Below are 25,345 nucleotides of genomic sequence, written 5' to 3'. Positions count from 1 at the left end.
AAATAAATATTATTATAAATAATTTTAAATAAAATAAACCAACAATTACTTACTTAATTACAGAGGCAAAAGTGTGTATTGATCATAATCAATAATTAATTTCATTTTATTCAGCTTAGTAACCAAGATTGATCGTATGCAATTTAACAAATGTTCAATGCTATATCTCAAAATGATTAATATAAAATCTAGTTAACATATGTGCAGTTTAATTATTTATGATAGAATTCATAGATAATTAATCTATACAAAATCAAAATAATTATTAATAAAAATCAATTTATTTATTGACCTATTTTTTTAAAGAAGTTATAAATTCTATTATACGTTTACATGCTTTACCATCCCCATAGGGATTATGCAAAGCAGTCATTTTTTTATATCTTTCTGGACTATTCAACAAGTCATTACACTCACTTATGATGCTGTTCTTACTTGTACCCACTAAAATAACTGTTCCTGCTTCAACAGCCTCTGGGCGTTCTGTTGTATCTCGCATCACCAAAACAGGTTTTCCTAAACTAGGCGCTTCTTCTTGCACACCCCCTGAATCCGTAATAATTAAATACGATTGATTCATTAGCCAAACAAAAGCTGGATAAGCCAATGGTTCAATTAAGTTAATATTAGAAATATCACCAAGAATTTCATGTACAGGGCCTTTAACATTTGGATTTAAATGCACTGGATACATAATCTGTACATCTCGATTGTTAATTGCAATTTCTTTTAAGGCTTCACAAATATTGATAAATCCTTGCCCATGATTTTCTCTGCGATGGCCTGTAACTAAAATCAACTTCTTAGTTTTATCAACAATTGATTTTAATTTTTCAATTTCTTGGTTTTCAATAGAATTTACTTTCACAGTACTTTCCAATAAAGCATCAATTACAGTATTTCCTGTAATCAAAATAAAATTTTCATTAACATTTTCAACTAATAAATTTTGTTTAGACTGTTCAGTAGGCGCAAAATGATAATCTGCTACACGCCCCGTAACCTGACGATTCATTTCCTCTGGAAATGGAGAATATTTATTATTTGTTCGCAAACCAGCTTCAACATGACATATTTTTGCTCCTGAATAAAAAGATGCAATACTTGCAGCCATCGTTGTCGTTGTATCCCCGTGAACATATACATAGTCTGGGATAAACTCTTCTAAAACAGATTTCAACCCCAAGATAATATCAGAAGTTAAAGAAAATAAATTCTGATTCGGTTTCATTAAATCCAAATCATATTCTGGTGTGATTTCAAAAAAGTCCAACACTTGATCCAACATTTCCCTATGCTGAGCAGTTACACAAACTCTTGTTTCAAATTTATCTGTATGCTTTTTGAACTCATTAACTAAAGGGGCCATTTTGATAGCCTCTGGTCTAGTTCCGAAAATTATTAAATTTTTAATCATTTATGTAATGTTTATACTTGAAAGATTTAAGTAAAAAACTTAATATTCCTTTACTTTCCATTTTTAACAAAACCACATCTTGATTCCTTAATTAAGGAAAAAAGCATTATCTAGTTTTTTACTGAACTCGTTTGGCATATAAAAATTTTGAAGTAGATTGAAATTTTATCAACTATACATTCGTAAATCTTCAACTAATCAATCAGCAATCCTCTCAACAATTTTCTCCCAATCAGAAATAGGACTGTCAAAAACCCTGCTAAAATCCCGCCCATTAGAATCCCTTTACCTTCCCCTAACTTCTCTTTCTTCAAAGGCAAAATCGGTAGGTCAATTACTTGAATCAATGGGGTTTCTTTGCGTAAAGTTACTTTGGCTAACTCTGTCTGTTTGACCAATTCCGTTAAGATGGCCGTATTTGCCTGAACGTCTACCTGTCTTCGGGCGGATGGTACGCGGCGTACATTCATCGCAGGATTCAACCCAAAAGTATTATCATTGGCCACCGCCACACCGGTAATGGCTCCGTTGAGCTCACCTCGAATGGAATCGGTTTGTCGTTCTAGGATATCCATATTCATTCGTGCCTTTTTGCTTTTGGTCGTAATATAAAAATCGGATACCTTCTTGGCTAGGGCTTCCGCAAAATATTTCGCAAACAATTCATTTGTAGACATCATATCTATACTAACGATCGCTATTTTTTTGTCTTTTTGCGCAACAGCCAATCCTGTTTTAGACAAATCTTCATATAGCATCCCCAAAATACTATCATGCACTCGCGTAAAATACTTTCTTTTTACATCCGGCAAAAACTGAATACCCTTGAATTTAGGATTATCATTCCATTTTTCTCGCCATCCTTGATTTTGAATGTACATTTCAGCCAAAGAAATTATTCTTCCATTTGAAGTTACGGGTGTCAATAGCGTTTGTTCCACCATAGAGCGAGACTTGAACAATTCCGTTAAATTGGAACCAGAAAACATACTACCGCCGCCGCCGCCAATATCTAAACCCAGTGAACTTGCTAAGCCTAGAGCCCCTCCTAATCCGCCACCACTTTTTTCGTCTTCTAAAGCAAACGATAATGTAGCGGTATAAACTGGTTTTTTAATAAAAGAATAAGTTAGCCCTAAAACAGCTCCTATTATTCCTGCTAGTATAATTATTTTCCATTGCGAAAGCAAATAAGCAACCCAATCTTTGGCTTTTTCTATTAACTCCTTTAAAGATAATTCGTCGTTAAGGTTTTGTTCATTCATTGTTTCAAGATTTTACGCTTGTATTTAGTTAATTAATGAGGCAATTTGTTAAAAAACGGTTATTGACAATAACCTGCTGTCGGTTTCTGAAGAACTGTAAATAGCGACTGAACACTGATCACTATTACCTAATTAAAGCGATTACAATACCCGCCAAACTAGCTAAAACCCCAGCAATACTTACAAACTCACCGGTACTCATCTTTTTAACTTCAGGTTTCTCTGGCACTATAATTTGTGACCCCGGCGTTACTTTAGGATACGATCGTATAAACAAGAACGAATGAGCCACTGCCGCTTTCCCATTAGGATAAATAATATAGGCCTTCTTTTTCCAGCCTTTATTATCTACTCCCCCAACAGAACCTATATAATATCCGAATCCTTTCCCTTTAGTGTAAGGAATCTCAGAAGTTAACAATACATTACCAGCCACCTTTACGCCTTCATTGTAAGCCGCCACTTCAATTTCATCACCGGGAAACAAAGTTACATTGGTGTTACTCTCTGGATTTTTAACAATGGCTTTCCAATCCACTGGTATTGTGCCAAATTTTAAATCTTCTTTTAATTTTTTAGTGAGCTTGTTCTGGATACTGTCTTTTTTACCCAAATTCAAATTCACATTTTCCAAATCCTCAATTTGTTTGGCTTGAATTGGTCGTTTAATTTTAACACCCTCTATATTTGCCGCAACCGTTAAACCACCTGCCCTTTGTACAATATCATAGATCTTGTCTTTTTTAGTTGCCAAAACATATTTCCCCGCATAATTAACAGCACCGCTTATAGTTACCATTTCCGGTTTTTCATAGACAGCCATTTTACGGATATTTACAACATCAAAAGGTTGCAAGGCAAAGTTTTTTAGTTGTTCATTGTTATTTGCGGTAATTTCAATATTAAATAGTTGTGCTTTATTGGGATTGGCATCATCAATTTCTTCTGACATAATCATTCGGGCAACCTCGACTCTTTTAGATGCGGAACCGGTCAAGCCGCCTGCCTGCACCAATAAATCATTTAAAGTAAGATTCTCATGATAGTCATAAATTCCAGGTTTTTTAATTTCACCGTCAATCGTTATTTTATACTCTTCCACGAAATCTAAAATAGAGTACACCGTTACGACATCTTCCTTATGCAATGCAATATCGGCTTCCAGATCCCCTTGCAGGGCTTTAGCCAAATTCACATTTACGATTTCCGTCGTCAAATCAGGTTTCAATCGTATAATTCTTGCTCTATTGCTATAGGCATCTTCTTTCAAGCCATCCGCTTTTGCAATCAGATCGGAGATACGCATACCTTCATAAAAAGAATAGGTATCCGGTCTAAAAACGGCTCCATCAATTTTAATACGATTTTCAAATCGATTTAATATCTTAGACACTCGGAACACATCCCCTGACTGCGGTTTATAACTAGTATATTCAACTGCATTGATGTCTTTCACTTTAAATTCTTTGCTTGTTTTTTGCAAAACATTTACTGAAGCGGTGTAGGCAAATTCATTAAACCCTGAAGCAAAAGATAATAAGTCCGAAAATGTTTCCCCCTTCTTCATCTCAAAAATCCCGGGACGTTTTACCTGTCCTTCAAGAGTGACTCTTTGATTGTAAGCAGGGATCCGAATGACATCATTATCCTTTAAACCCACATTATCCGATTGATTTCCATTGACAAGGAAGCGATAAATATCAATGTTTTTGTATACTTTATTATCTCGCAACAACTCTATATTTCTATAACTTCCATTCTTCCCCGGGCCTCCACCTAAAAATAAGGCATTGTAAACCGTTGCTAATGAAGATATCGAATAATTACCCGGCTGCTTACTCCCTATTATCGTCACTCTAATGGTTCTGATACGGCTCAAACTTACTGCGACTTGCGATTGTCCGGATCCTACTGTACTGTACACCCTTGCAATGGCTCCTTTTATTTTTTGGGTAGCGGCTTCAATCGTCATTCCCGTAACCGGAATCTGACCTACATATTGAATAGTTACTTTACCCTCTGTCGATACCGGCACACTGGCATTAAATTCTTGTACCCCATAAACGCTAACTTGCAATTCATCGCCAGGTCCTAAGACATAATTTACAGGTGTGGCCAATTTCAAATTAGGCTCAAAATTCAACGTAGGATTATCAAACAGTTCCGAACCAAAAACTAAAGCATTTAGGGTATCTTTTACTTTACTATTGACAATTTTTTCTTGTTTTCTGGTTAACTCTTCCGATTCTTCGCCTTTCAAATCATCTTTTTTACCATCTGCCGAAGCCTTTTTTATTTCTCCCAAACGGATTTTCAATTTAGCAAACTCGGCCGCAGGCATTCCTTTTGCCAAAGCCATTGGTTCCGCTTGTTCAATGGTTACATTATTAGTCTGCAACTGCGTTTTAATTTTTGCAATATCACTATCTGATAAATAATCCACTTTTAACGTACTCAAATCAGTGCTTTTTAACAAGTCCTGTGCAAATGTATTGGAAGTCTGAAAAAGAGCAAACAACAATAAAAGGGTAGCAATTATTTTTCTCATGAGTACTTTATAATAATGTATTTTGTATTTTTAATCATTCTTTTTCAAGAATGCAATAGTTATTTTTTTATGTGAAAAGGCGTAATAAGAAACACCTTATAGTTTCACTGTGGCTAGCTCCATTAGGTCCCATATTACATTATCGACCACAAAACTATGTCAAAAGATTTAATTAGCAATTTATTAAATATTCTTATTGCACAGGAAAACTTGAATTATTTTATCCTCAATTCAATAAATCTGAATGTTTCCTCTCCAATTCACTGTATATATTCTTAACATCCTGAGACCTGTCTTTCTGCAAAATCAAATTAGCGGTATCCGTATAAACGAAAATAGTATTTTTTAATCCAACAAAAGCAGTATAATTGCTGGTTCCAATGACCATATTCCCATTTATGTCAACAGGATGACCTTTAGAAACTAAATAATCATAAACCGATTCAAACGATCCTAAATCAGACCAAATGAAGGTAGAAGAAACCACTTTTATTTTTTTACTTCGTTCCATAACGGCATAATCAATACTGATAGAAGGTATTTCCAGAGACAAATCCAAATCTAAATTTCCATTACTATTAGCGTCCCAGGCAATTTTTGATTTTTCATAGACTTCTGGATAGAATTTATTTAATTCTTCCAATAAAACCGAAGCTTTGAAACAAAACATACCGCTATTCCAGAGGAAATTTCCTTTGGCTATAAAATCAGTAGCCGTTACTTTGTTTGGCTTCTCCCGAAAAGAAATGACATCATCTCCTTTACGTTCAATATACCCATATCCGGTTTCTGGTTTGGTGGGAATAATTCCAAACGTAACAATAAACCCTTTTGATGCTTTTTCAACAGCTTCATGAATGGCTGTCTCGTATGGTTCCACTCCATCTATAATATGATCCGAAGGTGTGACAATTAAAATATCATCCGGATGAGAAGCAAAAGCAGCAAAAGCAATGGCGGCGGCTGTATTTCTAGGGGTTGATTCAATTATATCCAAATAGGGAGCATTCGATTTTTCCATCACTTGTCTACTGAGGTGACAATTATCAATATTACCGACTACCATAATTTTGTCTGCGATAGTACGATTGCGTTCCACAGTTATCTCAAACAACGACTTGCCTTCAAATAAATCAAGATATTGTTTTGGCTGGCTTTTTCGTGATAAGGGCCACAATCGGCTGCCTACTCCACCGGTAAGAATGACATGTGTAATTGAAGGTTTCTTTTCCATCGTATTCTGCATTTTTTGTGAGTAACTGTGAGTAGCCTTAGCATATCAGCAAGTCGGCTTTTCGTTATTGGTTATCCGTCACCTCGGTCAAAAGGCAGTTCTATTTTATCAATTGTCAGCCAGTTCAGGCTATTTTTATAATTAGCTTTAAAAATTGTACTGAGAACCAGTACTTGGAAAGCAATCATAAAGTGTTACAACACTTTATTTTCTTTCAATAATTCTTTTTCCTTTACCTCTTTACGCAAACTACTACTGGAAAATCGGTGATCCCTAACATTAAAATAGAGTTCGATCCCTTTTTCTTCACAATACGTTCGACCTGTAAAATCTTTATCTTTATATTCGTCCCCAATAATTCGGACATCTATTTTAAATGAGCGTAAAATATCTTCTAAATCCTGTTCTGTTGCATAGGGCACTATTTCATCAACAAATCTACATCCCTTGAGTTGAATATAACGCTCTACAACAGACTGTGTAGGCCTGTTTTTTTCGGGACGGTCGATAGTTGGGTCAGTTTGCAATGCCGTTATTAAATAATCACATTGTCGCTTCGCTTCTTCCAGCATTGTAATATGTCCCGCATGAAGCAAGTCAAAAGCACTAAAAGTTATTCCTATTTTCATAAGTCTATAAATATAAGTTTACTTGAAAATATTACTATTTCACAATCTCCCATCAACTGCATCACCCAAAATTCCTTTAACATCGTACAATAAACTGCTTTTATTTTGCAATTTTGTGATATCGATAGTCAGAAATTGGTTGTGCGCCACTCCTAAAACTACCGCGTCAAATTTTTGATTCGGCACTACATTAGTGGTTATTAAATCATATTCTTGTTTCACCTCAGCTGGATTGGCTAAGGGATCGTATATAGTTACTGTAATTCCATAATCTGTAAAAGCAGCGATAACATCCACAATTTTTGTATTGCGAACATCGGGACAGTTTTCTTTGAAAGTGATTCCAAGCATCAGGAGTGTAGCTCCGTTAACAGAAATTCCTTTTTTAATCATTCCTTTTACTACTTGAGATGCCACATAGTCACCCATGCTATCATTCAATCGTCTTCCTGCCAAAATAATTTCCGGATGATAACCAAACTCTTGCGCTCGTTGAGCCAAATAATAAGGATCCACTCCAATACAATGACCTCCAACTAAACCGGGTTTAAAAGGCAGGAAATTCCATTTGGTTCTCGCTGCTTCCAAAACGGCATGGGTATCGATATTCATCAAATTGAATATTTTAGCCAATTCGTTTACAAATGCGATATTGATATCCCGTTGGGAGTTTTCAATTACTTTGGCGGCTTCGGCAACTTTTATGGAAGGAGCTAAGTGTGTCCCGGCAGTAATCACTGATTTATATAACTCATTTACTTTTTGTCCAATGTCTGGCGTAGAGCCTGAAGTCACTTTTAAAATCTTCTCTACGGTATGTTCCTTATCTCCCGGATTAATTCTTTCAGGGGAATAACCTGCAAAAAAATCAACATTGAATTGTAAGCCCGAGACCCTTTCCAATACCGGCACACATTCCTCTTCGGTTACTCCTGGATACACCGTAGATTCATAAATCACAATATCTCCTCTTTTCAAAACACTCCCTATCGTTTCACTGGACTTGTATAAAGGAGTCAAATCAGGACGATTATTCTTATCCACCGGAGTAGGAACCGTTACGATGTAATAATTACAGTCCGCTATACCATCTAAAAGGGAAGTACAATACAAACCAATAGCATCACCGGGTTTTTCCAGCAATACTTTTTGTAATACTTCGTCGGTTACTTCAAATGTAGTATCAGTACCTGATTGCAAGGAAGCAACTCTGGATTGATTGATATCAAATCCTACTACAGCATATTTCGTTGCAAATAACCGCGCCAATGGTAAACCCACATAACCCAGACCAACAACTGCTATTTTTATATTTGAACTCATTTTCAAACCAATTTTAATCAACTATTGTTAATTTCAATCCACCGCTTCGCGATTCAAACTCACAGAAATGAGTCGAAATCAGGATAATTTTAAGTGCGCAAATATAAGCACAATAAACTACACTTTTTTAAATTTTAATTCATTCAAAACCTCAAAATATGGTTAAAAAGCACAAAAAACCGATAACTAACTGAAATACAATTATAAAAAATAAAAAAAACCACCTCCTTTAAAAAAAAAATCACCTGATTTAGTGATATAAAAACCACTAAAAAAGATGAATTTTAAAGTTCTAATCCAACGGATTCTCATAAAAAACCATCCGATATTCATTATATAAAATTATACTTCTATTTTCTTGAAATAAATAAAAAGTGGCTTATTTATGAATAATAAAATTAAGGTTTGAAATAGCACTTCACTTTTTAAATTTCTTTAATTAACGGCACCTCCTTTTGCCGGAGGGTAAAATAATTGCACCTCCCACTGCTTATTTGTATTTCATTTTCAAAACACATCCCAATGATTCCAAAACAAGAACATAATGAGTGTTATTTACTTCTTGGACAATTGCCGTTTGAGTTGAAAATGGTCCTGAATCCAATGCTATCTTGTCACCTATTTGAAATGGAACTATTGTAATCTCACAACTATCAGTTCCATCGAGTCCTTTCTTAATAATCTTAATTTCCTCATCCCTTACAATTGCAGGTTTCCCCAACCAAAATAAGTAACGTACGACACCAACTGACTGAAATACTAAATTTCTGTCAGAATCTGGTAATTGAACAAAAACAAAGGAATTAAAAAGTGGCACTTCTACCTTTTTTTTTCGATCAGACCATTGACGCATTACTGTAATCAAAGGACAGTAGCATTCTATTCCACTTTTTTTCAATTGTTCAGCTACTTTCTTCTCCCATTTAGGTTTTGTATACACTACATACCAATTCATCTTGCATTCTGTATTAAAATAAAAATATGTCTCTTTATTTATTTGTATTTTCTCTTAAGTCTGTTTTATAAAAAAACAATACTCTAATCAATTGTTGTTATACTCTAAAAGCGTCCTAACTTATGAACCTATCCCCTGATAAACAAATCCAATCGCCTCTAAAGCTGGACCATTAAGTATATTTCTTCCGTCAAAGACAAAAGCTGGTTTTTGCATGGAGTCATAAATTTTTTGCCAGTCGTATTGAATAAATTCATCCCATTCCGTTAGAACTGCTATGGCATGGGCATTAGCGCAAGCTTCATAAGGACTATCAAACGACATAATACGATCCGCATTAGTTGAAGCCGCTCTGGTTTCTAAATAATCCAAATCAGCCAAAACTTTCTTTCTGGATACTTTAGGGTCGTATACAGCAATTTTCGCATGCTCATTTATCAAATCATCGGCAACATAAATAGCTGCTGATTCTCTGGTATCATTTGTATCTTTTTTGAAAGCCCAACCCAGAAAGGTTATTTTTTTATCAGAAACGGTATTGTAAAGTGTTTGAACGATATTATTGGAGAAACGTCTCTTTTGATGATCATTCATTATGATTACCTGCTCCCAATAATCGGCTACTTCGTTCAATCCATAGGATTTTGCAATGTAAACCAAATTCAATATATCTTTTTGAAAACAAGAACCACCAAATCCAACCGATGCTTTCAGGAATTTTGGCCCTATTCTGCTATCCATTCCTATGGCTTTGGCTACCTCATTGACATCAGCTCCAGTTTTTTCGCAAAGTTCTGACATCGCATTAATCGAAGAAATTCGCTGTGCTAAAAAAGCATTAGCAGTCAGTTTTGATAATTCTGATGACCATACATTCGTAGTTAATATTTTATCTGCTGAAACCCAATTCGAATAAACAGCAACAAGTGCTTGTATGGCGCTTTGCCCTTCTTCCGAAGGATCTCCTCCAATTAGTATTCGATCTGGATTCAATAAATCCTGAACTGCAGTTCCTTCTGCCAAAAACTCTGGGTTTGAAAGAATTTGAAACTGCACTCCATTACCGGTATTATCCAGAATACTTTTGATTGCTTCTGCCGTTCGTACCGGAAGTGTTGATTTTTCGACAACTATTTTATTATCTTTTGCTACACTGGCTATTTGTCTCGCACACAATTCAATATATTTCAAGTCAGCCGCCATCCCTTTCCCTTTTCCATAGGTCTTTGTAGGCGTATTTACTGATATAAAAATGATTTGGGCTTCGTCTATTGCTTTTTCCACATCGGTGGAAAAAAATAAATTTCGGCCTCTTGCTTCCCCTACAATTTTGTCTAATCCAGGTTCATAAATGGGAATATTGTCTATATTTTCATCGTTCCAAGCTGCTATACGCTCTTTATTCAGATCAACTACAGTAACTTGTATTTGCGGACATTTTTGGGCAATAACTGCCATTGTAGGACCGCCTACATATCCGGCACCAATGCAACAAATTTTTGTGATTTTCATTTTATAATTTTCAAATATACTATCTTTTATTATCCACCTTTTCTTTAAAAAAGGAATTTTTATTTAAGATTATCCCAATACCAACCAACCGCTTCTTTCAATCCTTCTTGCATAGAATAGTGTGGATCATACCCTAATTCTGTTTTGGCTTTATCAATACTTGCCAAAGAATGTGGAATATCTCCTGCTCTGTTGGGTCCGTATTCCACTTCAACTGTGGCAATCCTCTCATCGTATTTAGACAAAAACTCCTTCAAATAATCAACCAGATTATTCAACGTATTCCTATCGCCATAAGCAGTATTATAAACAGTATTTACAGCTTCAGGATTTTTTGTTAACATCGCCAACTCGTTCATTTGAATCACATTGTCAATATAGGTAAAATCACGGGAATAGTTTCCGTCACCATTTATCTTTGGGCTTTCCAATTGCATTAGTTGCATTACAAATTTTGGAATAACTGCCGCATATGCCCCGTTTGGATCTTGCTTCCGTCCAAAAACATTGAAATAACGCAAACCGATGGTTTCAATACCATACGTTCTACTAAAAATTTCAGCATACAATTCGTTCACATACTTTGTTATTGCATAAGGAGAGAGCGGTTTCCCAATTACGGCTTCTACTTTTGGCAATCCAACTGAATCCCCATAAGTGGAGGAACTTGCCGCATATATGAATCGTTTTACCTTGGCATCACGAGAAGCAACAAGCATATTTAAAAACCCAGAAACATTGACATCATTGGTAGTAACCGGATCAATTAGAGAACGCGGCACAGACCCCAAAGCTGCCTGATGCAGCACATAATCTACTCCCTTTACCGCATTTTGACAATCAGTCGCATTACGAATGTCACCTTCGATTAAACGAAAGTTAGCATTATTAATGAAATCTTTTAAATTATGTCTGTATCCCGTCGCAAAATTATCCAAACAAATAACTTCATGTCCTTTAGACAAAAAATATTCACAAAGATTAGAACCTATAAATCCTGCTCCTCCGGTAATTAGTATCGTACTTTTTGTTTCCTCTATCATCTTTTCTTAATTTAGAAAATCAGTTACTTTGTTAGTTTTTTGCGAAATTTACTCACTATAGTTTCAAAGATGTTTTTTGGTTTATCTTCTTCATGATACCCACTTGAATAAGTTCCGTAGCCATAACCGTATCCGTAACCATATCCGTAACCCGCACCATATTTAGCTTTATTTTCAAACCCATTCAAAATAATGCTGGTGTTATTTAATTCTCCACGTTTTACCCGGTTGTTTAATAACGTAATCATTTCTTTTTTAGTAAAATTCTGTCTTACTATATACAAGGTAACATCACAATATTGCGCTAATTCCAAGGCATCAGATACTAAACCAACTGGTGGCGTATCCAATATAATATAATCATATTTTTTCTTTAATTCTTCAATTAATTCTTTCATTCCTTCACTCATAATCATCTCAGCCGGATTTGGCGGCACTGGTCCTGAGAGAATAACATCAAGATATGGTACATTGGTATGATTAATGATTTCGTCAACTGTTTTTTGCTTAATCAGATAATTTACAATTCCAACTTCATTGGATAAATTAAATTCAGCAAACAATTTAGGCTTTCTTAAATCAAGACCAATAACTACTGTTTTTTTCTCGCTGAGCGCAAAGACTGTAGCAATATTTATAGAACAAAACGTTTTCCCTTCCCCACTTACAGATGATGTTATCATAAGCGTTTTAGCGCCATCTACATTTTGTTGTTTATACAAAAACTGAAGTGAAGAACGAATAGCTCTAAAGGATTCAGATAAAGCAGATTTAGGTTTGTCAAAAACTGCCAAATTAGTATTCTCCTTACTCATCCCTACGACACCTAGCAAAGGAATTTGTGTCAACTTACTGATATCATCGGTGTTTTGAATCGAGTTATTGATAAAGAAAATTGCAAATACAAAAAGCAAAGGAAATAGTACTCCCAGAAATAATGCCAACACATAATTTACAGATGTTTTTGGTCCTATAAGCCCTCCTCCAACATCTTTTGCAGGATCTATAAAATGAATATCCGATAAATTCGCTGCTTTAACAATATCAGCTTCACTTCTTTTTTGAAGAAAAGTACTGTAAATATTATCACTTAAATCATATTTTCTCTTAATCTTGATTAGCTCTTGTTGATCTTCAGGAAGTTGTTTTATAGTGCTTTCGGTTTCATTAATCTTACTGCTTATCATTGCTAAATCATATTGCAAAGATGCTTTGGCAGTAGCAATGTTTTCCAATAACACATTTTTAACAGCTTCCATTTGATTGTCAAAATCCTTGAATATTTTATCGCTTTTTACCGCATAAGCCATTTCAGATCTTTGGGTAGACAATGCAATCAATTTTGACACATTTACAACAATATTTGGATCTTCAATCCCAGCTACTGATGGCGCTGGAAGTTTAGCATAGTTCACGCTATTTTTCAAGTATGCTTTTAGCGAATTATAATATGCCATTTTGCGATTGACTTCGTCTTTCTTTACATCAAATTCTAAAATCTTATCCGAAAACTTAGCTCCGCCTTGTTCTATATCATAGATGTTTTTATCTTTCCTAAAGGACTTTAGCTCATTTCCTGTTTCTTTTAATTGGGATTCCATCGCAACCAATGTACTATCTATAAAAGCAATTGTATTAGTCGCAAACTGATTTTTACTGTCTAATTGTCTTTTTATAAGCATTTTAACAGTAGAATTCAAATACTCAACCATTCTCGCTTTATTGGTCCCTTGCATTCCCAAAGTAATTATGGACCCACCTTTATCATCTGATTTAACATTTATCCCTTTATATCCAGATACTGTTCCGTCAAAATCGTTAAACTGTACAAAATACTCGTTCCCTTTATAAAAGCCAGGATTATCTTTTATTTGTAATTTCCAATTTAAAAAAGGCAATGATACCTGCTCTCCTACGGTATATCTTTTTACAAAATCACCAATTTCAACAGTGGTATTACTGTATGAGTTGTTAGTGTAAGTTATTAATGATACGTTTTGATTTTCAAAGGGAATTCTGATTTCGTATACATTTTCACTCAAAAATTTAATTCTAATTAGATTTCCTGCTAACTGCCCTTTTGATTTATCAATATTTACATAAAAAGGGACCGCACCATAAGCATCTTCGAGATTATATTTACCCTGAACTAAGTAATTAATATAGTATTGCAGTTTATCAACAACCAATTCATTATGAGATCTGGATTGCAAAGTAGTTGATATGGTTTGAACCTGATCTGAAATTCCACCCCAATTAAAAACCAAACTGGTATTAGACGTAAAAAGAGGATTACTTTCTTCCTTTACGGAAATTAGCGTTTCCATACCGTAAATTTTTTGTTTACGAATATTCACTTGATAGGCAATCGTGAAAGCGATTAATAAACTAAGCAGAAACCATTTCCAATAACTTCCGATTTTTATTAAAAATCCTTTAAAGTCAAAACTTACTTGGTTTTCAAAAATCGAAAAATCTTTTATATCTAACATTTTTTGAATTCTGTTTTAATTTTTTAATAGTAAAAAAGTAGTTGTTGCCAATGATAACAGTGTAATAATAGTACCTAAAGATTCTATTCCTGTTTTTCCGGTTCCCCAAGTTTTTTGCTTGAGTGGTTTTACGTAAATATAATCATTCGGTTGCAAATAATAATAAGGCGATTTCATCACATTTATATCAGTAAGATCTAAATCCTGCATTTGAACCCCAGTTGGTGCTTTTCTCATGATTGTAACCGCTTTTCTATTTCCGGTAATGGTAATATCCCCAGCATTTGCGATAGCTTCCATGATCGTTACATGCTCTTGAAATAATGTTTTTGTGCCTGGACCACCAATTTCTCCATTAATAGTATATCGAAAACCCGCTAATTTTACAGTTACAAAAATGTTGGCCTCTTTATTAAAATACTCCGCTAACAGTTGCTTCTCAATTCTAACTCTTATTTCATCCAGGGTATAACCAATAACATTTAATTCTCCCAAAACCGGAATTCTAATATTTCCATGATCATCAACCGTAAATCCATCAAAATATAATCCTGAATCTGATTTACCAGCAGAAACTCCTTCATTTGTAGTACTAAAAATAGCGACTAATTTTGGATCTATTGCTTTAATTGTGATACTCAAGACATCATTAGTTTGCAATCTGTAAGGCTTTGATTCCACTGCTGAAATAGAAGTATCGTCTTGTGAATTATTCTTTTTTTGAAGATATATTAAATCTTGAGTTGAAATACAAGAAGAAAACAACACACTAATAATTAGCAATAAATAGACTCCGGATTTACTCATTTTCAATATTTTTAACGACAAATATAGCTTTTCATTTACTATTTAAAAAGCGTAACGATTCATTAAATAGATTAATTACTTTTAAAAGACTTTTCAAAAGGGACTCTTTGCAATATACTTCTTCCCAAGGTAACTTCATCAGCATATTCCAGTTCATCACCCACCGAAATTCCTCTTGCAATTGTTGATATAATTATTTCACAATCGGCTATTTGTTTGTAGATATAAAAATTAGTGGTATCACCTTCCATCGTGGAGCTTAAAGCAAAAATGATTTCGTTTACACTTCCTGATTTCACTTTTTCGACTAATGTAGTAATATTTAACTGGCTGGGACCAACTCCGTCAATAGGTGAAATTTTACCTCCAAGAACATGATAAATTCCTCTAAATTGACCTGTATTTTCAATAGCCATTACGTCGCGAATATCTTCTACGATGCAAATAATTTGATGATTTCTGCTTTTGTTAGCACAAATTTCACACAACACACTATCTGAAATATTATGACAACTATTGCAATATTTAATATCCTCACGCATAGCAACCAAAGCTTGTGACAAAAAACCCGTTTGTTCTTTGGGTTGTTTCAATAAATGCAATACTAATCGCAACGCCGTTCGTTTACCAATTCCCGGCAACTGAGACATTTCGTTAACTGCTTTTTCTATTAATTTCGAAGAAAATTCCATAAATGCAAATGTAGTAATTTGTTTAATGTTTTAATCGGTTAAATAGTTAAACGAATAAAACAGTTAAGCGGATAATCCGCTAAAACAATTAAACAAAAAATCGTATTTTGGTCACTTTAAATTCAACAAATGACACCTAGCACCATTCTACTACTTATAATCGTTTATTTTGGAATTTTATTTTACATTTCTCATGCTGTAAGCAAAAAAGACAGTGGAAATGATGCTTTTTTTAAAGCCAATAAAAATTCCAAATGGTATTTAGTTGCCTTTGGAATGATTGGAACGGCTCTTTCTGGAGTAACTTTTATTTCGGTGCCAGGAGAAGTTGGGGCACCAAGCGGAGAACAATTCAAGTACTTCCAGTTTGTATTGGGTAATGCCATTGGTTTTGTTATTATTGCAAAAGTGCTGTTGCCATTGTATTATCGAATGAATTTAACTTCGATTTATAGTTATATAGAACATCGGCTAGGAATTTATTCCTATAAAACTGCCGCAACAATTTTCCTGATAAGTCGAACGATAGGCTCTTCCTTTAGATTGTATCTTGTTGTAATTGTTTTACAACGCTATGTTTTTGATTTTTATGGAATTCCTTTTGCCGTTACAGTTTTGATTTCACTGGCTTTGATATTTGCGTATACATATCGTGGCGGTTTAAAAACGATTATAATCACTGATACTTTACAAACCTTTTTCTTAGTTTCTTCTGTATTTTTAACCATTTTCTTTATTTGCAGAAGTTTAAATTTAAATGTTTTTGAGGCTTTTGAAGCAGTAAAAAACAGCAATTATTCTAAAGTATTTTTCTTTGAGGATTTTGTGTCAAGTAAGTTCCATTTTGTGAAACAAATTCTGGGTGGAATTTTCGTAACCATCGCGATGGTAGGTTTGGATCAGGATCTAATGCAGAAAAACCTGAGTTGCAAGAACATTGGTGAAGCACAAAAAAACATGTTCACTTTTACGGGGATATTTGTAGGTATCAATATATTTTTCCTTAGCGTAGGCGCTTTGCTTTATATTTATGCCACTAAAAACGGAATTGAAGTACCAACCGATTTAGTCACGGGAAAACCAAGAACCGATTTGCTTTTCCCCGAAATTGCTTTCCATCATTTGACATTGATTCCCTCCGTTATTTTCTTGTTGGGATTAACAGCGGCTACATTTGCCACGACCGATTCCGCATTAACGGCACTTACAACTTCGTTTTGTGTTGATTTTCTTGAAATGGATAAAGCCGAAAATCTAAACAAACCAAATATAGTACGAACCAGACATTTTGTTCATATTGTCTTTTCGTTTTTGATGTTTCTGGTAATTATTTTCTTTAATGCAATCAATGACAGTTCCGTAGTGGGAATGATTTTTAGGGTGGCTTCCTATACGTATGGCCCACTTTTGGGATTGTACTGTTTTGGATTGTTTGCAAAATCAAAGACTGTTAAAGACAAATTTGTTCCAATAATTTGTTTCATGTCACCTGCTGTAACTTTCCTTATTAGCGAAAATTCGAAAACACTGTTTTTTGGATATGTTTTCGACAACGAACTGATTATCGTAAACGGACTAATTACTTTTCTTGGATTGTTATTGATTAGTAAGAATGCTACCTCTACAACACGGTTTTAGTTGTAACCAGATGGCAGCGGCATCCTTTCTCGTCCTGAACTTGTTTCAGGATCCTGAAACAAGTTCAGGACGAGAAAGATATAGCGAACAGCTGACACGAGCGAAGCGAACTGACAAAGTAAAATAGCTCCAAAAACTAATATTGATTTGTTGCCAACATAACTAACGTACATGCTATCTCGACTTTGATATCATTTAATTTCAACAATTGATAGAACTCTGGATTCTCAGTGCCTGGATTGAAAATAACACGTTTTGGTTGCGCCTCAACAATATAATTGTAGTAATCGCGCTGACGTAAAGGATTCAGATAAAGTGTGACCGTATCTATATTTTTTAAAGGAATAGCTTTAGTCTGGATTTTTATTCCTGCTACTTCACCCGCGTTTTGACCAATCGCAAGAACGGAATGCCCTTTATCAACCAATTTTTCAATTGCTAAAAAGGAATATCTCGCCGGTTTTGTTGAAGCTCCAAGAACCAACGTTTTTTTATTTTTTATCATTTTCTGTAATTATATTTTGCAAAAGTAATCAAAAAGAGCCATGAGTTTATGAATTATTAGGTTTAGTTACAAAAGCAATCAAAACAATATCCTAACATTTACATCTTTCATAGCATAAAAAAAAGAGTATTTTTGCAGCATCAAATTAGAAAATATGGATCTTTTCATCTACCTGTTCGTCGCCCTTTTTTCAGTATTAAACCCTATAGGTACTGTTCCAATATTTGTGGGACTCACACAAGATGACACCAAACAGGAACGTTCCAGAATTTCCTTATGGACGGCAATAAATGTATTTGCTATCCTGATAATCTCCTTTTTTATCGGTCAATATGTTTTGCTGTTTTTTGGAATCAGTATTGATGCGCTCCGAATTGCAGGGGGATTAATCATTGTTAGTTCAGGATTTTCACTGCTTTCAGGGAAAATCAATAAAAAAAGAGGGATTAACAAAAAGATAGAAACGGATGCTCAAAAAAGAAATGATATAGCTTTAACTCCTCTGGCAATTCCTATGCTTGCGGGCCCTGGCTCTATTTCTTTGCTTATTGCTTTTTACCAAGAACACAACTCCACAAGCGATATCATTATATCCTCGTTAGCCATTCTTGCTATAGCTGTAGCTATTTTTGTCATTCTCAGAAGTGCCCATTATTTAGCAAAAATACTCGGAGCATCAGGGATTGTTGCTATTTCGAGAATCATTGGCTTTATCGTAATTGCAATTGGGATTCAATATATTGTAAGTGCAATTATCAACATTATCAAAGGAAACTTAACTTAAAAATAATAATTTTAAACTCTGACAAGCCTGAGAACCTTGTCAGAGTTTAAAAATTAATTTCTTGGCAAGAAAATTTCTGCCATCATACATCTGGCGCTTCCACCGCCACAGGCTTCGATAGTATCTAAATTGGAGCTTAAAATTTCAGCGTGCTTTTCCAGTTGTACAATTTGTTTTGGCGTTAAGCTTTGATGTGCCGCAGTACTCATAACCAAATATCTTTTATCATTTGCTCCACAAACTTCAAGCATGTTTCCTGCAAAACTGTTCATCTGGGCTTCGGTAATCAAAATGATTTCTTTTCCGTTTTCTTTTAAATTATCTAAAACCATCTTGCGTTCTTTTTTGTCATCGATACAATCGGAACAAATCACCGCAAAAGTTTCTCCCACGCACATCATTACATTGGTGTGGTAAATCAATTTTCGCTCTGAATCAATGGTTTGAAAAGCTTCAAAAATTACCGGTGCATAATCAAAATCTTCACAGAATTCGATAAATAATTCTTCATCAGCTCTGGGAGATAAAGCGCAATACGCTTTACTATTCGCTCTGTCCAGCACGATGCTCCCTGTTCCTTCCAAGAAAAAACCATCTTCCTCAGCCGAAGTGTAATCCATTATATTATTAATTACAAAACCCTTGTCTTCGAGAATATCTAAAATATCTTCGCGGCGTTCCTCACGACGATTTTCAGCAAACATAGGAAATAAGGCTGCATCTCCATTCTCATGAAAAGAAACCCAATTATTTGGAAAAACACTATCCGGAGTGTCTGGATTTGTAGTGTCGTCAACAACAGTAACATCAACACCAACAGCTCTTAATTTGGCAACAAAAGCATCAAATTCCTGCTGCGCTTTGGCATTTACCGTAGCAGGTAAAAGTCCATCCAATACTTTTTGGTAATAATTGTTTACTGCCGTTTGTTCATTCATTCGAAACGCAACCGGGCGAATCATCAATATGGAGTTTGTTGTCTGTTTCATATTTTTATTTTTTTCGTCAAAAAATTAATCTCTAATTAAAGGCAAAGTAGAACATCGCAATAGTCCTTCTTGTTTTGCAATTTCTGCATATGGAATTTCTTCAACTACAAAACCATTGGCACGCAACCAATTATTTAATCGTGTGAAGTTTTTTTCGGAAACTACCACATTTGTATTTATGGAAAAAACATTAGAATTCATATGATACATTTCGTCTCTTGTAATGTGAAACAAGTTTTCTTTTCCAAAAAAATTCACAAGAAACAGATAATCCGCTTCTTCACGAAATCCTCTTTTATATATAATTCCTTTATCTTTTCCAACCGGTTGAAAACAACAGTCCAAATGCAACGCATTATCTCGGGCTTCGATTTTTGATTTTACCAAATCAAATCCCTTAACAATTTTATTTGGAAACAAATCTTTGATATATTGGACTCCTTGCACATTCGTTCTTGCGGTAATATAGTCTTTGTAGTCACTCCCTTTATATGTTCCAACAAATATGTAATCATTCCACAAAATTACATCTCCGCCTTCAATATGTACTTCCTCTGGAGGACGAACGACTTTTTCAGGGTCAATTTCATCAATAACATATTGTATCGCCTCTAACTCTCGTTCTCTATCAGGTAAAATATTAGATTTAATAAAAATATCATCAATGACAAAACCAATGTCTCTGGTAAAGATCTGATTGTAACTGGCAATCATTTCTGGTCGAAAAACTGTCACATCATATTTTTGAAGTACTTTATTAAAAGCCTCCATTTCAGCAACCATGTCCGATTCTTTTGGATAAGTGCCCGCTAAAATATGTTCTAATGATTTTGGATCATACGCTTCTTCTGCCTTTGGTGTTGGCCCATTATCAATTGCCGAACCTAAAACTACGGCTCTCAATCTTGAAGTTTCATTCTTTATATTTAACGCTAGCATGTATTTCGCTTTTGGCAAATATAAAAAAAGCTTCACAAATTAGTGAAGCTTTTTTGAATTGAAATTTATCTTTTATCAGATGACACAAAGTCTCTCAAAGGACTACCAGTATATATTTGTCTTGGCCTTCCAATAGGTTCTTTATTTTCACGCATTTCTTTCCATTGTGCAATCCAACCCGGCAAGCGGCCTATGGCAAACATTACCGTAAACATATCTGTAGGAATTCCTAATGCTCTGTAAATAATTCCAGAATAGAAATCTACATTTGGATATAGGTTTCGTGATTTGAAATATTCATCTTCTAAAGCCGATTCCTCCAGTTTCTTAGCGATAGCCAGAATTGGGTCTTCCACTCCTAAAGTTGATAAAACTTCATTAGCAGCTTTTTTAATGATTTTTGCTCTTGGATCGAAATTCTTATATACTCTGTGACCAAATCCCATCAATCGGAAAGGATCATTTTTGTCTTTTGCTTTAGCTATATATTTATCAGCGTCACCACCATTTTTGTGAATTTCTTCCAGCATTTCAAGTACTGCTTGATTAGCGCCACCATGTAAAGGACCCCAAAGTGCAGAAACTCCTGCAGATATTGAAGCAAATAATCCCGCATGAGAAGAACCTACCATTCTAACGGTAGATGTAGAACAATTTTGCTCATGATCCGCATGAAGAATAAACAATCTGTCTAACGCATCAATAACAACAGGACTTGCTTTATAAGGTTCCGTTGGCAATTCAAACATTAAACGCATGAAATTCTCTACATAACCCTTTGTATTATCGTAATAATTTAAAGGATAACCCATACTTTTTCTATACGTCCAAGTTGCAATTACCAAGAATTTACCCATGGTTTTGCAAACTGCTTCATACATCTCTTTTTCATTTTCAACATTCACCGACTTTGGATTAAATGCCGTCAAAGCACTTGTCAAAGCAGCTAAAACACCCATTGGGTGAGCTGTTTTTGGAAAACCGTCAATGATATTTTTCATTTCCTCGTTGACCAAAGTATATTTTCTAATATCATTTTCAAATTGCTCTAACTGAACTTTAGTTGGCAATTCTCCAAAAATTAAAAGATAAGAAACTTCTAAAAAATCTGCCTTTTCAGCTAAATCCTCTATTGAATACCCTCTATAACGCAAAATTCCAAGCTCTCCATCTAGGAAAGTAATTTCGCTTTTACAAGAACCTGAATTTTTGTAGCCCGGGTCAATAGTAATCGCACCTGACAAATCACGTAATTTGTTAATGTCGATAGCCACTTCATTTTCAGTTCCTACAATGATAGGAAGTTCAAATTTTTGACCATCTATTTCTAATGTTGCTGTTTTTGACATAATATAATTGGAAATAAAACTTTTAAAATAATAATTTACCAAATCTAGGGAATTTCAAAGTAATTAAAAAATGAATAACACAATGAAATTGTTAAAACTGTCAAAAAAAAAGCCACTCACTTTACGTGAATGGCAATTTTTTAAAAAATATTTGTAATTATTTTATTTTGAAAGCATTTTTTCCAGGAAAATAAGCAGTACTTCCTAATTCTTCCTCAATTCTTAATAATTGGTTGTATTTAGCCATACGATCCGAACGAGAAGCGGAACCTGTTTTAATTTGACCACAATTCAAAGCTACTGCTAAATCTGCAATTGTATTGTCTTCAGTCTCTCCTGAACGGTGCGACATTACTGAAGTATATCCTGCATTTTTAGCCATATTAACTGCTGCAATAGTTTCAGTCAAAGTACCTATTTGGTTCACTTTCACAAGAATTGAATTAGCGATTCCTTTTTCAATACCTGTAGCCAAACGCGTCACATTGGTAACGAATAAATCATCTCCAACTAATTGTACTTTATCTCCAATTCTTTCCGTAAGTAATTTCCATCCATCCCAGTCATTTTCATCCATTCCATCTTCGATAGAAATGATTGGATAATTAGCCACTAATTCCGCTAAATAATCTACTTGCTCAGCAGAAGATCTAATCTTCCCTGTTTCGCCTTCAAATTTAGTATAATCGTATTTTCCATTTACATAAAATTCTGCAGCAGCACAATCTAAAGCGATCATGATTTCATCTCCAAAAGTATATCCTGCAGTTTCAACAGCTTTTTTGATAGTATCTAAAGCATCTTCAGTTCCTCCAGGAAGATTTGGTGCAAAACCACCTTCATCCCCAACTGCAGTTGAAAGACCTCTATCGTGTAACACTTTTTTCAAACTATGGAAAATTTCTGTTCCCATTTGCATTGCATGTGAAAAAGATGTTGCTTTCACAGGGAAAATCATAAATTCTTGAAACGCAATAGGCGCATCAGAATGAGAACCACCGTTGATGATATTCATCATTGGCACCGGCAATGTATTTGCAGAAACACCGCCTACATATCTGTATAAAGGCAAACCTAATTCATTCGCAGCAGCTTTTGCAACAGCTAGAGAAACACCTAAAATTGCATTTGCTCCTAAGTTAGATTTATTTGGAGTACCATCTAAATCAATCATCATTTGATCAATAACATTTTGTTCGAAAACTGAAACTCCAACAAGTTCTTCAGAAATAATGGTATTCACATTTTTCACGGCATTCAAAACTCCTTTTCCAAGAAATGCTTTTCCTCCATCACGTAATTCTACTGCTTCATGTTCTCCAGTTGAAGCTCCTGACGGTACCGCTGCTCTTCCTAGAACACCATTATCTGTAATTACATCTACTTCTATTGTAGGATTTCCTCTTGAATCGAAAATTTGTCTTGCGTGAATTTTGATAATTATACTCATATACTAAAATTTTTAATTTTAAAAATACAAATATATTCTATCTTTCGTAATGATTTAATGAAAATAATGAATGTTATTAACGAAAACGTTATAATTTTTTCACAAACAAAACATTTAAACTATTTTAAGAATTTATTTTTACATTATTAGTTATTTTTCATGATTCCATTAAAATAAAAACAACTCCATTGACATCACTTTGTCCAAAATTCAAGAAGGCTAATTTCAATTCCAAAGTGATTGATTAAAGCGAATAAATAAATCAAAACATACTCATTATCAATAATATAAATTAACTTTATATTCATTTTTTAAAAAATAAAAACAACCTTTATTTCATATATTTTTTAATTGGAATTTTTTATTATTCAAGCTATAAATTAAAAAAATAAAAATGTGATGGACGCTTCAAAAAACCGTAACAATTTGATTAATTCTAGTGAAATTGTAACATTATTAAACAAAAAGGCTTCTCCTTTGGAAAATATAGCAGATTTAGATCCATTAATCGATTCAATCGGCGACGCAAAATATGTCCTTTTAGGCGAAGCTTCCCATGGCACGCATGAATATTATGTCTGGAGGGCCATAATCACACAACGACTAATAAAGGAAAAAGGCTTTTCTTTTGTAGGAGTCGAAGGCGATTGGCCCGATTGCTATCGTTTGAATCGATATGCAAAAGGATATTTAGATTCGGGGAAAGACATCTACAGCGTCATGAATGAATTTAAAAGATGGCCAACATGGATGTGGGCAAATTGGGAAACCGCAGCATTCATCGATTGGATCAAGGTTTATAACGAAGATTTTCCAGCGAATAAAAGAATTGGTTTTTATGGTTTGGATGTATACAGTTTCAGGGAATCAATGAATTCCATAATTCAATATTTAGAAAAAAATGATCCAAAAGCATTAGCAGTAGCCAAAACAGCAATGAAATGCTTTGAACCTTATGACAGAGACGAAGGCCAAACGTACGCCAGAGCCTCATCCTACGTCCCGGAACTTTGTGAAAAAGAAATCCTGCACCTGCTCACGGAAATAATAAAAAACATTCCTAACTACAATCATGATCCAGAAAATGTTATGAGTACGGAACAAAATGCATTCGTTGCCAGCAATGCAGAAAAATACTATCGTGCCATGATAAAAAGAGGATCCGCCTCTTGGAATATTCGGGACGAACACATGGTCTCGACTATAGAACGCCTCATGAAATTCCATGGAAAGGAAGCGAAAACAATAGTTTGGGAACACAACACGCATATCGGCGATGCTCGTGCTACAGAAATGGCTTCTGAAGGAATGGTAAATGTAGGACAATTATTAAGAGAGCAATATTTAAGCGAAGGAGTTGTTGCAGTAGGATTTGGATCCTACAAAGGAAGTGTGGTTGCCGGAAGAGAATGGGGCGATTCCATACGGAAAATAAAAGTTCCTGATGCTGTCGTTGGAAGTTGGGAGCATGCTTTTCATCTTGCAGGTAATGGAAAAAACAAATTATTATTAATGAATGAAATAAAGGACGAGAAATGCCTTTCTTCATATATAAGACATCGGGCCATTGGGGTAGTTTATAATCCAGAGCAGGAAAGATTCGGGAATTATGTTCCCACAATCTTACCACAAAGATATGATGCCTTTATTTTTCTTGATGAAACAAGCGCATTGCATCCGATACATATTCAACCCGATGGAAACGAGATTCCGGAAACATATCCTTTCGGCATCTAAGTTTACATTATTCTATAAAAAAAGGGTTTGACTCATT

At 34.6% G+C, this 25,345-nt stretch carries 20 protein-coding genes; 3 read left to right on the top strand and 17 right to left on the bottom strand.

What is annotated here, in order from left to right; translation table 11 throughout:
• Positions 1 to 292 precede the first annotated feature (292 nt).
• The 12 genes from wecB to recR all read right to left on the bottom strand — a co-directional run bounded on the left by wecB (position 293) and on the right by recR (position 15,917).
• A complete protein-coding gene (wecB, locus tag ACM55M_RS09580; protein ID WP_416857360.1) occupies positions 293 to 1,417 on the bottom strand; it encodes a non-hydrolyzing UDP-N-acetylglucosamine 2-epimerase in 1,125 nt (374 codons plus the stop codon).
• A gap of 194 nt (positions 1,418 to 1,611) precedes the next feature.
• Entirely contained in the window at positions 1,612 to 2,682 is a 1,071-nt protein-coding gene (locus ACM55M_RS09575; protein WP_416857359.1) for a Wzz/FepE/Etk N-terminal domain-containing protein, read from the bottom strand.
• Positions 2,683 to 2,806: 124 nt separating this feature from the next.
• Positions 2,807 to 5,230, bottom strand: a complete 2,424-nt coding sequence (locus ACM55M_RS09570) for an SLBB domain-containing protein (RefSeq protein ID WP_416857358.1) — start codon at positions 5,228 to 5,230, stop codon at positions 2,807 to 2,809.
• 226 nt (positions 5,231 to 5,456) lie between these two features.
• Positions 5,457 to 6,464, bottom strand: a complete 1,008-nt coding sequence (locus tag ACM55M_RS09565) for a mannose-1-phosphate guanylyltransferase (RefSeq protein WP_416857357.1) — start codon at positions 6,462 to 6,464, stop codon at positions 5,457 to 5,459.
• Between the two features lie 194 nt (positions 6,465 to 6,658).
• On the bottom strand, positions 6,659 to 7,093 hold the full coding sequence (locus tag ACM55M_RS09560) for an adenylyltransferase/cytidyltransferase family protein (RefSeq protein WP_416857356.1): 435 nt from the start codon (positions 7,091 to 7,093) through the stop codon (positions 6,659 to 6,661).
• 39 nt (positions 7,094 to 7,132) lie between these two features.
• Positions 7,133 to 8,416, bottom strand: coding sequence for a nucleotide sugar dehydrogenase (locus tag ACM55M_RS09555; RefSeq protein ID WP_416857354.1), 1,284 nt, complete (start codon positions 8,414 to 8,416; stop codon positions 7,133 to 7,135).
• A gap of 490 nt (positions 8,417 to 8,906) precedes the next feature.
• Complete coding sequence (locus tag ACM55M_RS09550) at positions 8,907 to 9,371, bottom strand: UpxY family transcription antiterminator (protein WP_416857353.1); 465 nt, start codon at positions 9,369 to 9,371, stop codon at positions 8,907 to 8,909.
• A gap of 120 nt (positions 9,372 to 9,491) precedes the next feature.
• Positions 9,492 to 10,883, bottom strand: coding sequence for a UDP-glucose 6-dehydrogenase (locus ACM55M_RS09545; RefSeq protein ID WP_416857351.1), 1,392 nt, complete (start codon positions 10,881 to 10,883; stop codon positions 9,492 to 9,494).
• A 59-nt stretch (positions 10,884 to 10,942) separates the two neighbouring features.
• Positions 10,943 to 11,926, bottom strand: a complete 984-nt coding sequence (locus ACM55M_RS09540; protein ID WP_416857350.1) for an SDR family oxidoreductase — start codon at positions 11,924 to 11,926, stop codon at positions 10,943 to 10,945.
• Positions 11,927 to 11,949: 23 nt separating this feature from the next.
• Positions 11,950 to 14,418: a polysaccharide biosynthesis tyrosine autokinase gene (locus ACM55M_RS09535; protein WP_416857349.1), complete on the bottom strand. Its 2,469-nt coding sequence runs from the start codon at positions 14,416 to 14,418 to the stop codon at positions 11,950 to 11,952.
• Positions 14,419 to 14,433: 15 nt separating this feature from the next.
• The gene (locus ACM55M_RS09530; protein WP_416857348.1) at positions 14,434 to 15,225 is read right to left on the bottom strand and encodes a polysaccharide biosynthesis/export family protein; all 792 of its coding nucleotides are present in this window, start codon (positions 15,223 to 15,225) and stop codon (positions 14,434 to 14,436) included.
• 71 nt (positions 15,226 to 15,296) lie between these two features.
• Positions 15,297 to 15,917 (bottom strand): recombination mediator RecR, encoded by a 621-nt coding sequence (gene recR / locus ACM55M_RS09525; protein WP_416857347.1) that lies wholly within the window; start codon positions 15,915 to 15,917, stop codon positions 15,297 to 15,299.
• Between the two features lie 129 nt (positions 15,918 to 16,046).
• Here recR and ACM55M_RS09520 point away from each other — a divergent pair, with 129 nt between their 5' ends.
• Positions 16,047 to 17,555, top strand: coding sequence for a sodium:solute symporter (locus ACM55M_RS09520; RefSeq protein WP_416857346.1), 1,509 nt, complete (start codon positions 16,047 to 16,049; stop codon positions 17,553 to 17,555).
• 136 nt (positions 17,556 to 17,691) lie between these two features.
• Here ACM55M_RS09520 and ACM55M_RS09515 read toward each other — a convergent pair whose 3' ends face one another.
• The gene (locus ACM55M_RS09515; protein WP_416857776.1) at positions 17,692 to 18,057 is read right to left on the bottom strand and encodes a CoA-binding protein; all 366 of its coding nucleotides are present in this window, start codon (positions 18,055 to 18,057) and stop codon (positions 17,692 to 17,694) included.
• A 157-nt stretch (positions 18,058 to 18,214) separates the two neighbouring features.
• Between ACM55M_RS09515 and ACM55M_RS09510 the strand changes: the two genes are divergently transcribed.
• Positions 18,215 to 18,844: a MarC family NAAT transporter gene (locus tag ACM55M_RS09510; protein ID WP_416857344.1), complete on the top strand. Its 630-nt coding sequence runs from the start codon at positions 18,215 to 18,217 to the stop codon at positions 18,842 to 18,844.
• A gap of 53 nt (positions 18,845 to 18,897) precedes the next feature.
• Here the strand turns inward: ACM55M_RS09510 and ctlX are convergent, their stop codons facing one another.
• The 4 genes from ctlX to eno all read right to left on the bottom strand — a co-directional run bounded on the left by ctlX (position 18,898) and on the right by eno (position 23,571).
• Entirely contained in the window at positions 18,898 to 19,833 is a 936-nt protein-coding gene (gene ctlX / locus ACM55M_RS09505) for a citrulline utilization hydrolase CtlX (RefSeq protein ID WP_416857342.1), read from the bottom strand.
• A gap of 24 nt (positions 19,834 to 19,857) precedes the next feature.
• Complete coding sequence (locus ACM55M_RS09500) at positions 19,858 to 20,772, bottom strand: dimethylarginine dimethylaminohydrolase family protein (RefSeq protein WP_416857340.1); 915 nt, start codon at positions 20,770 to 20,772, stop codon at positions 19,858 to 19,860.
• Between the two features lie 65 nt (positions 20,773 to 20,837).
• On the bottom strand, positions 20,838 to 22,121 hold the full coding sequence (locus ACM55M_RS09495; protein WP_416857338.1) for a citrate synthase: 1,284 nt from the start codon (positions 22,119 to 22,121) through the stop codon (positions 20,838 to 20,840).
• Positions 22,122 to 22,278: 157 nt separating this feature from the next.
• Positions 22,279 to 23,571: a phosphopyruvate hydratase gene (gene eno, locus ACM55M_RS09490; protein WP_416857336.1), complete on the bottom strand. Its 1,293-nt coding sequence runs from the start codon at positions 23,569 to 23,571 to the stop codon at positions 22,279 to 22,281.
• 477 nt (positions 23,572 to 24,048) lie between these two features.
• On the opposite strand from eno, the gene ACM55M_RS09485 reads away from it, so the two are divergent.
• A complete protein-coding gene (locus tag ACM55M_RS09485; protein WP_416857334.1) occupies positions 24,049 to 25,308 on the top strand; it encodes an erythromycin esterase family protein in 1,260 nt (419 codons plus the stop codon).
• Positions 25,309 to 25,345 lie beyond the last annotated feature (37 nt).

Source organism: Flavobacterium galactosi, assembly GCF_048158585.1.
Lineage (GTDB): Bacteria > Bacteroidota > Bacteroidia > Flavobacteriales > Flavobacteriaceae > Flavobacterium > Flavobacterium galactosi.
This window is presented reverse-complemented; position numbering and strand designations above follow the sequence as displayed.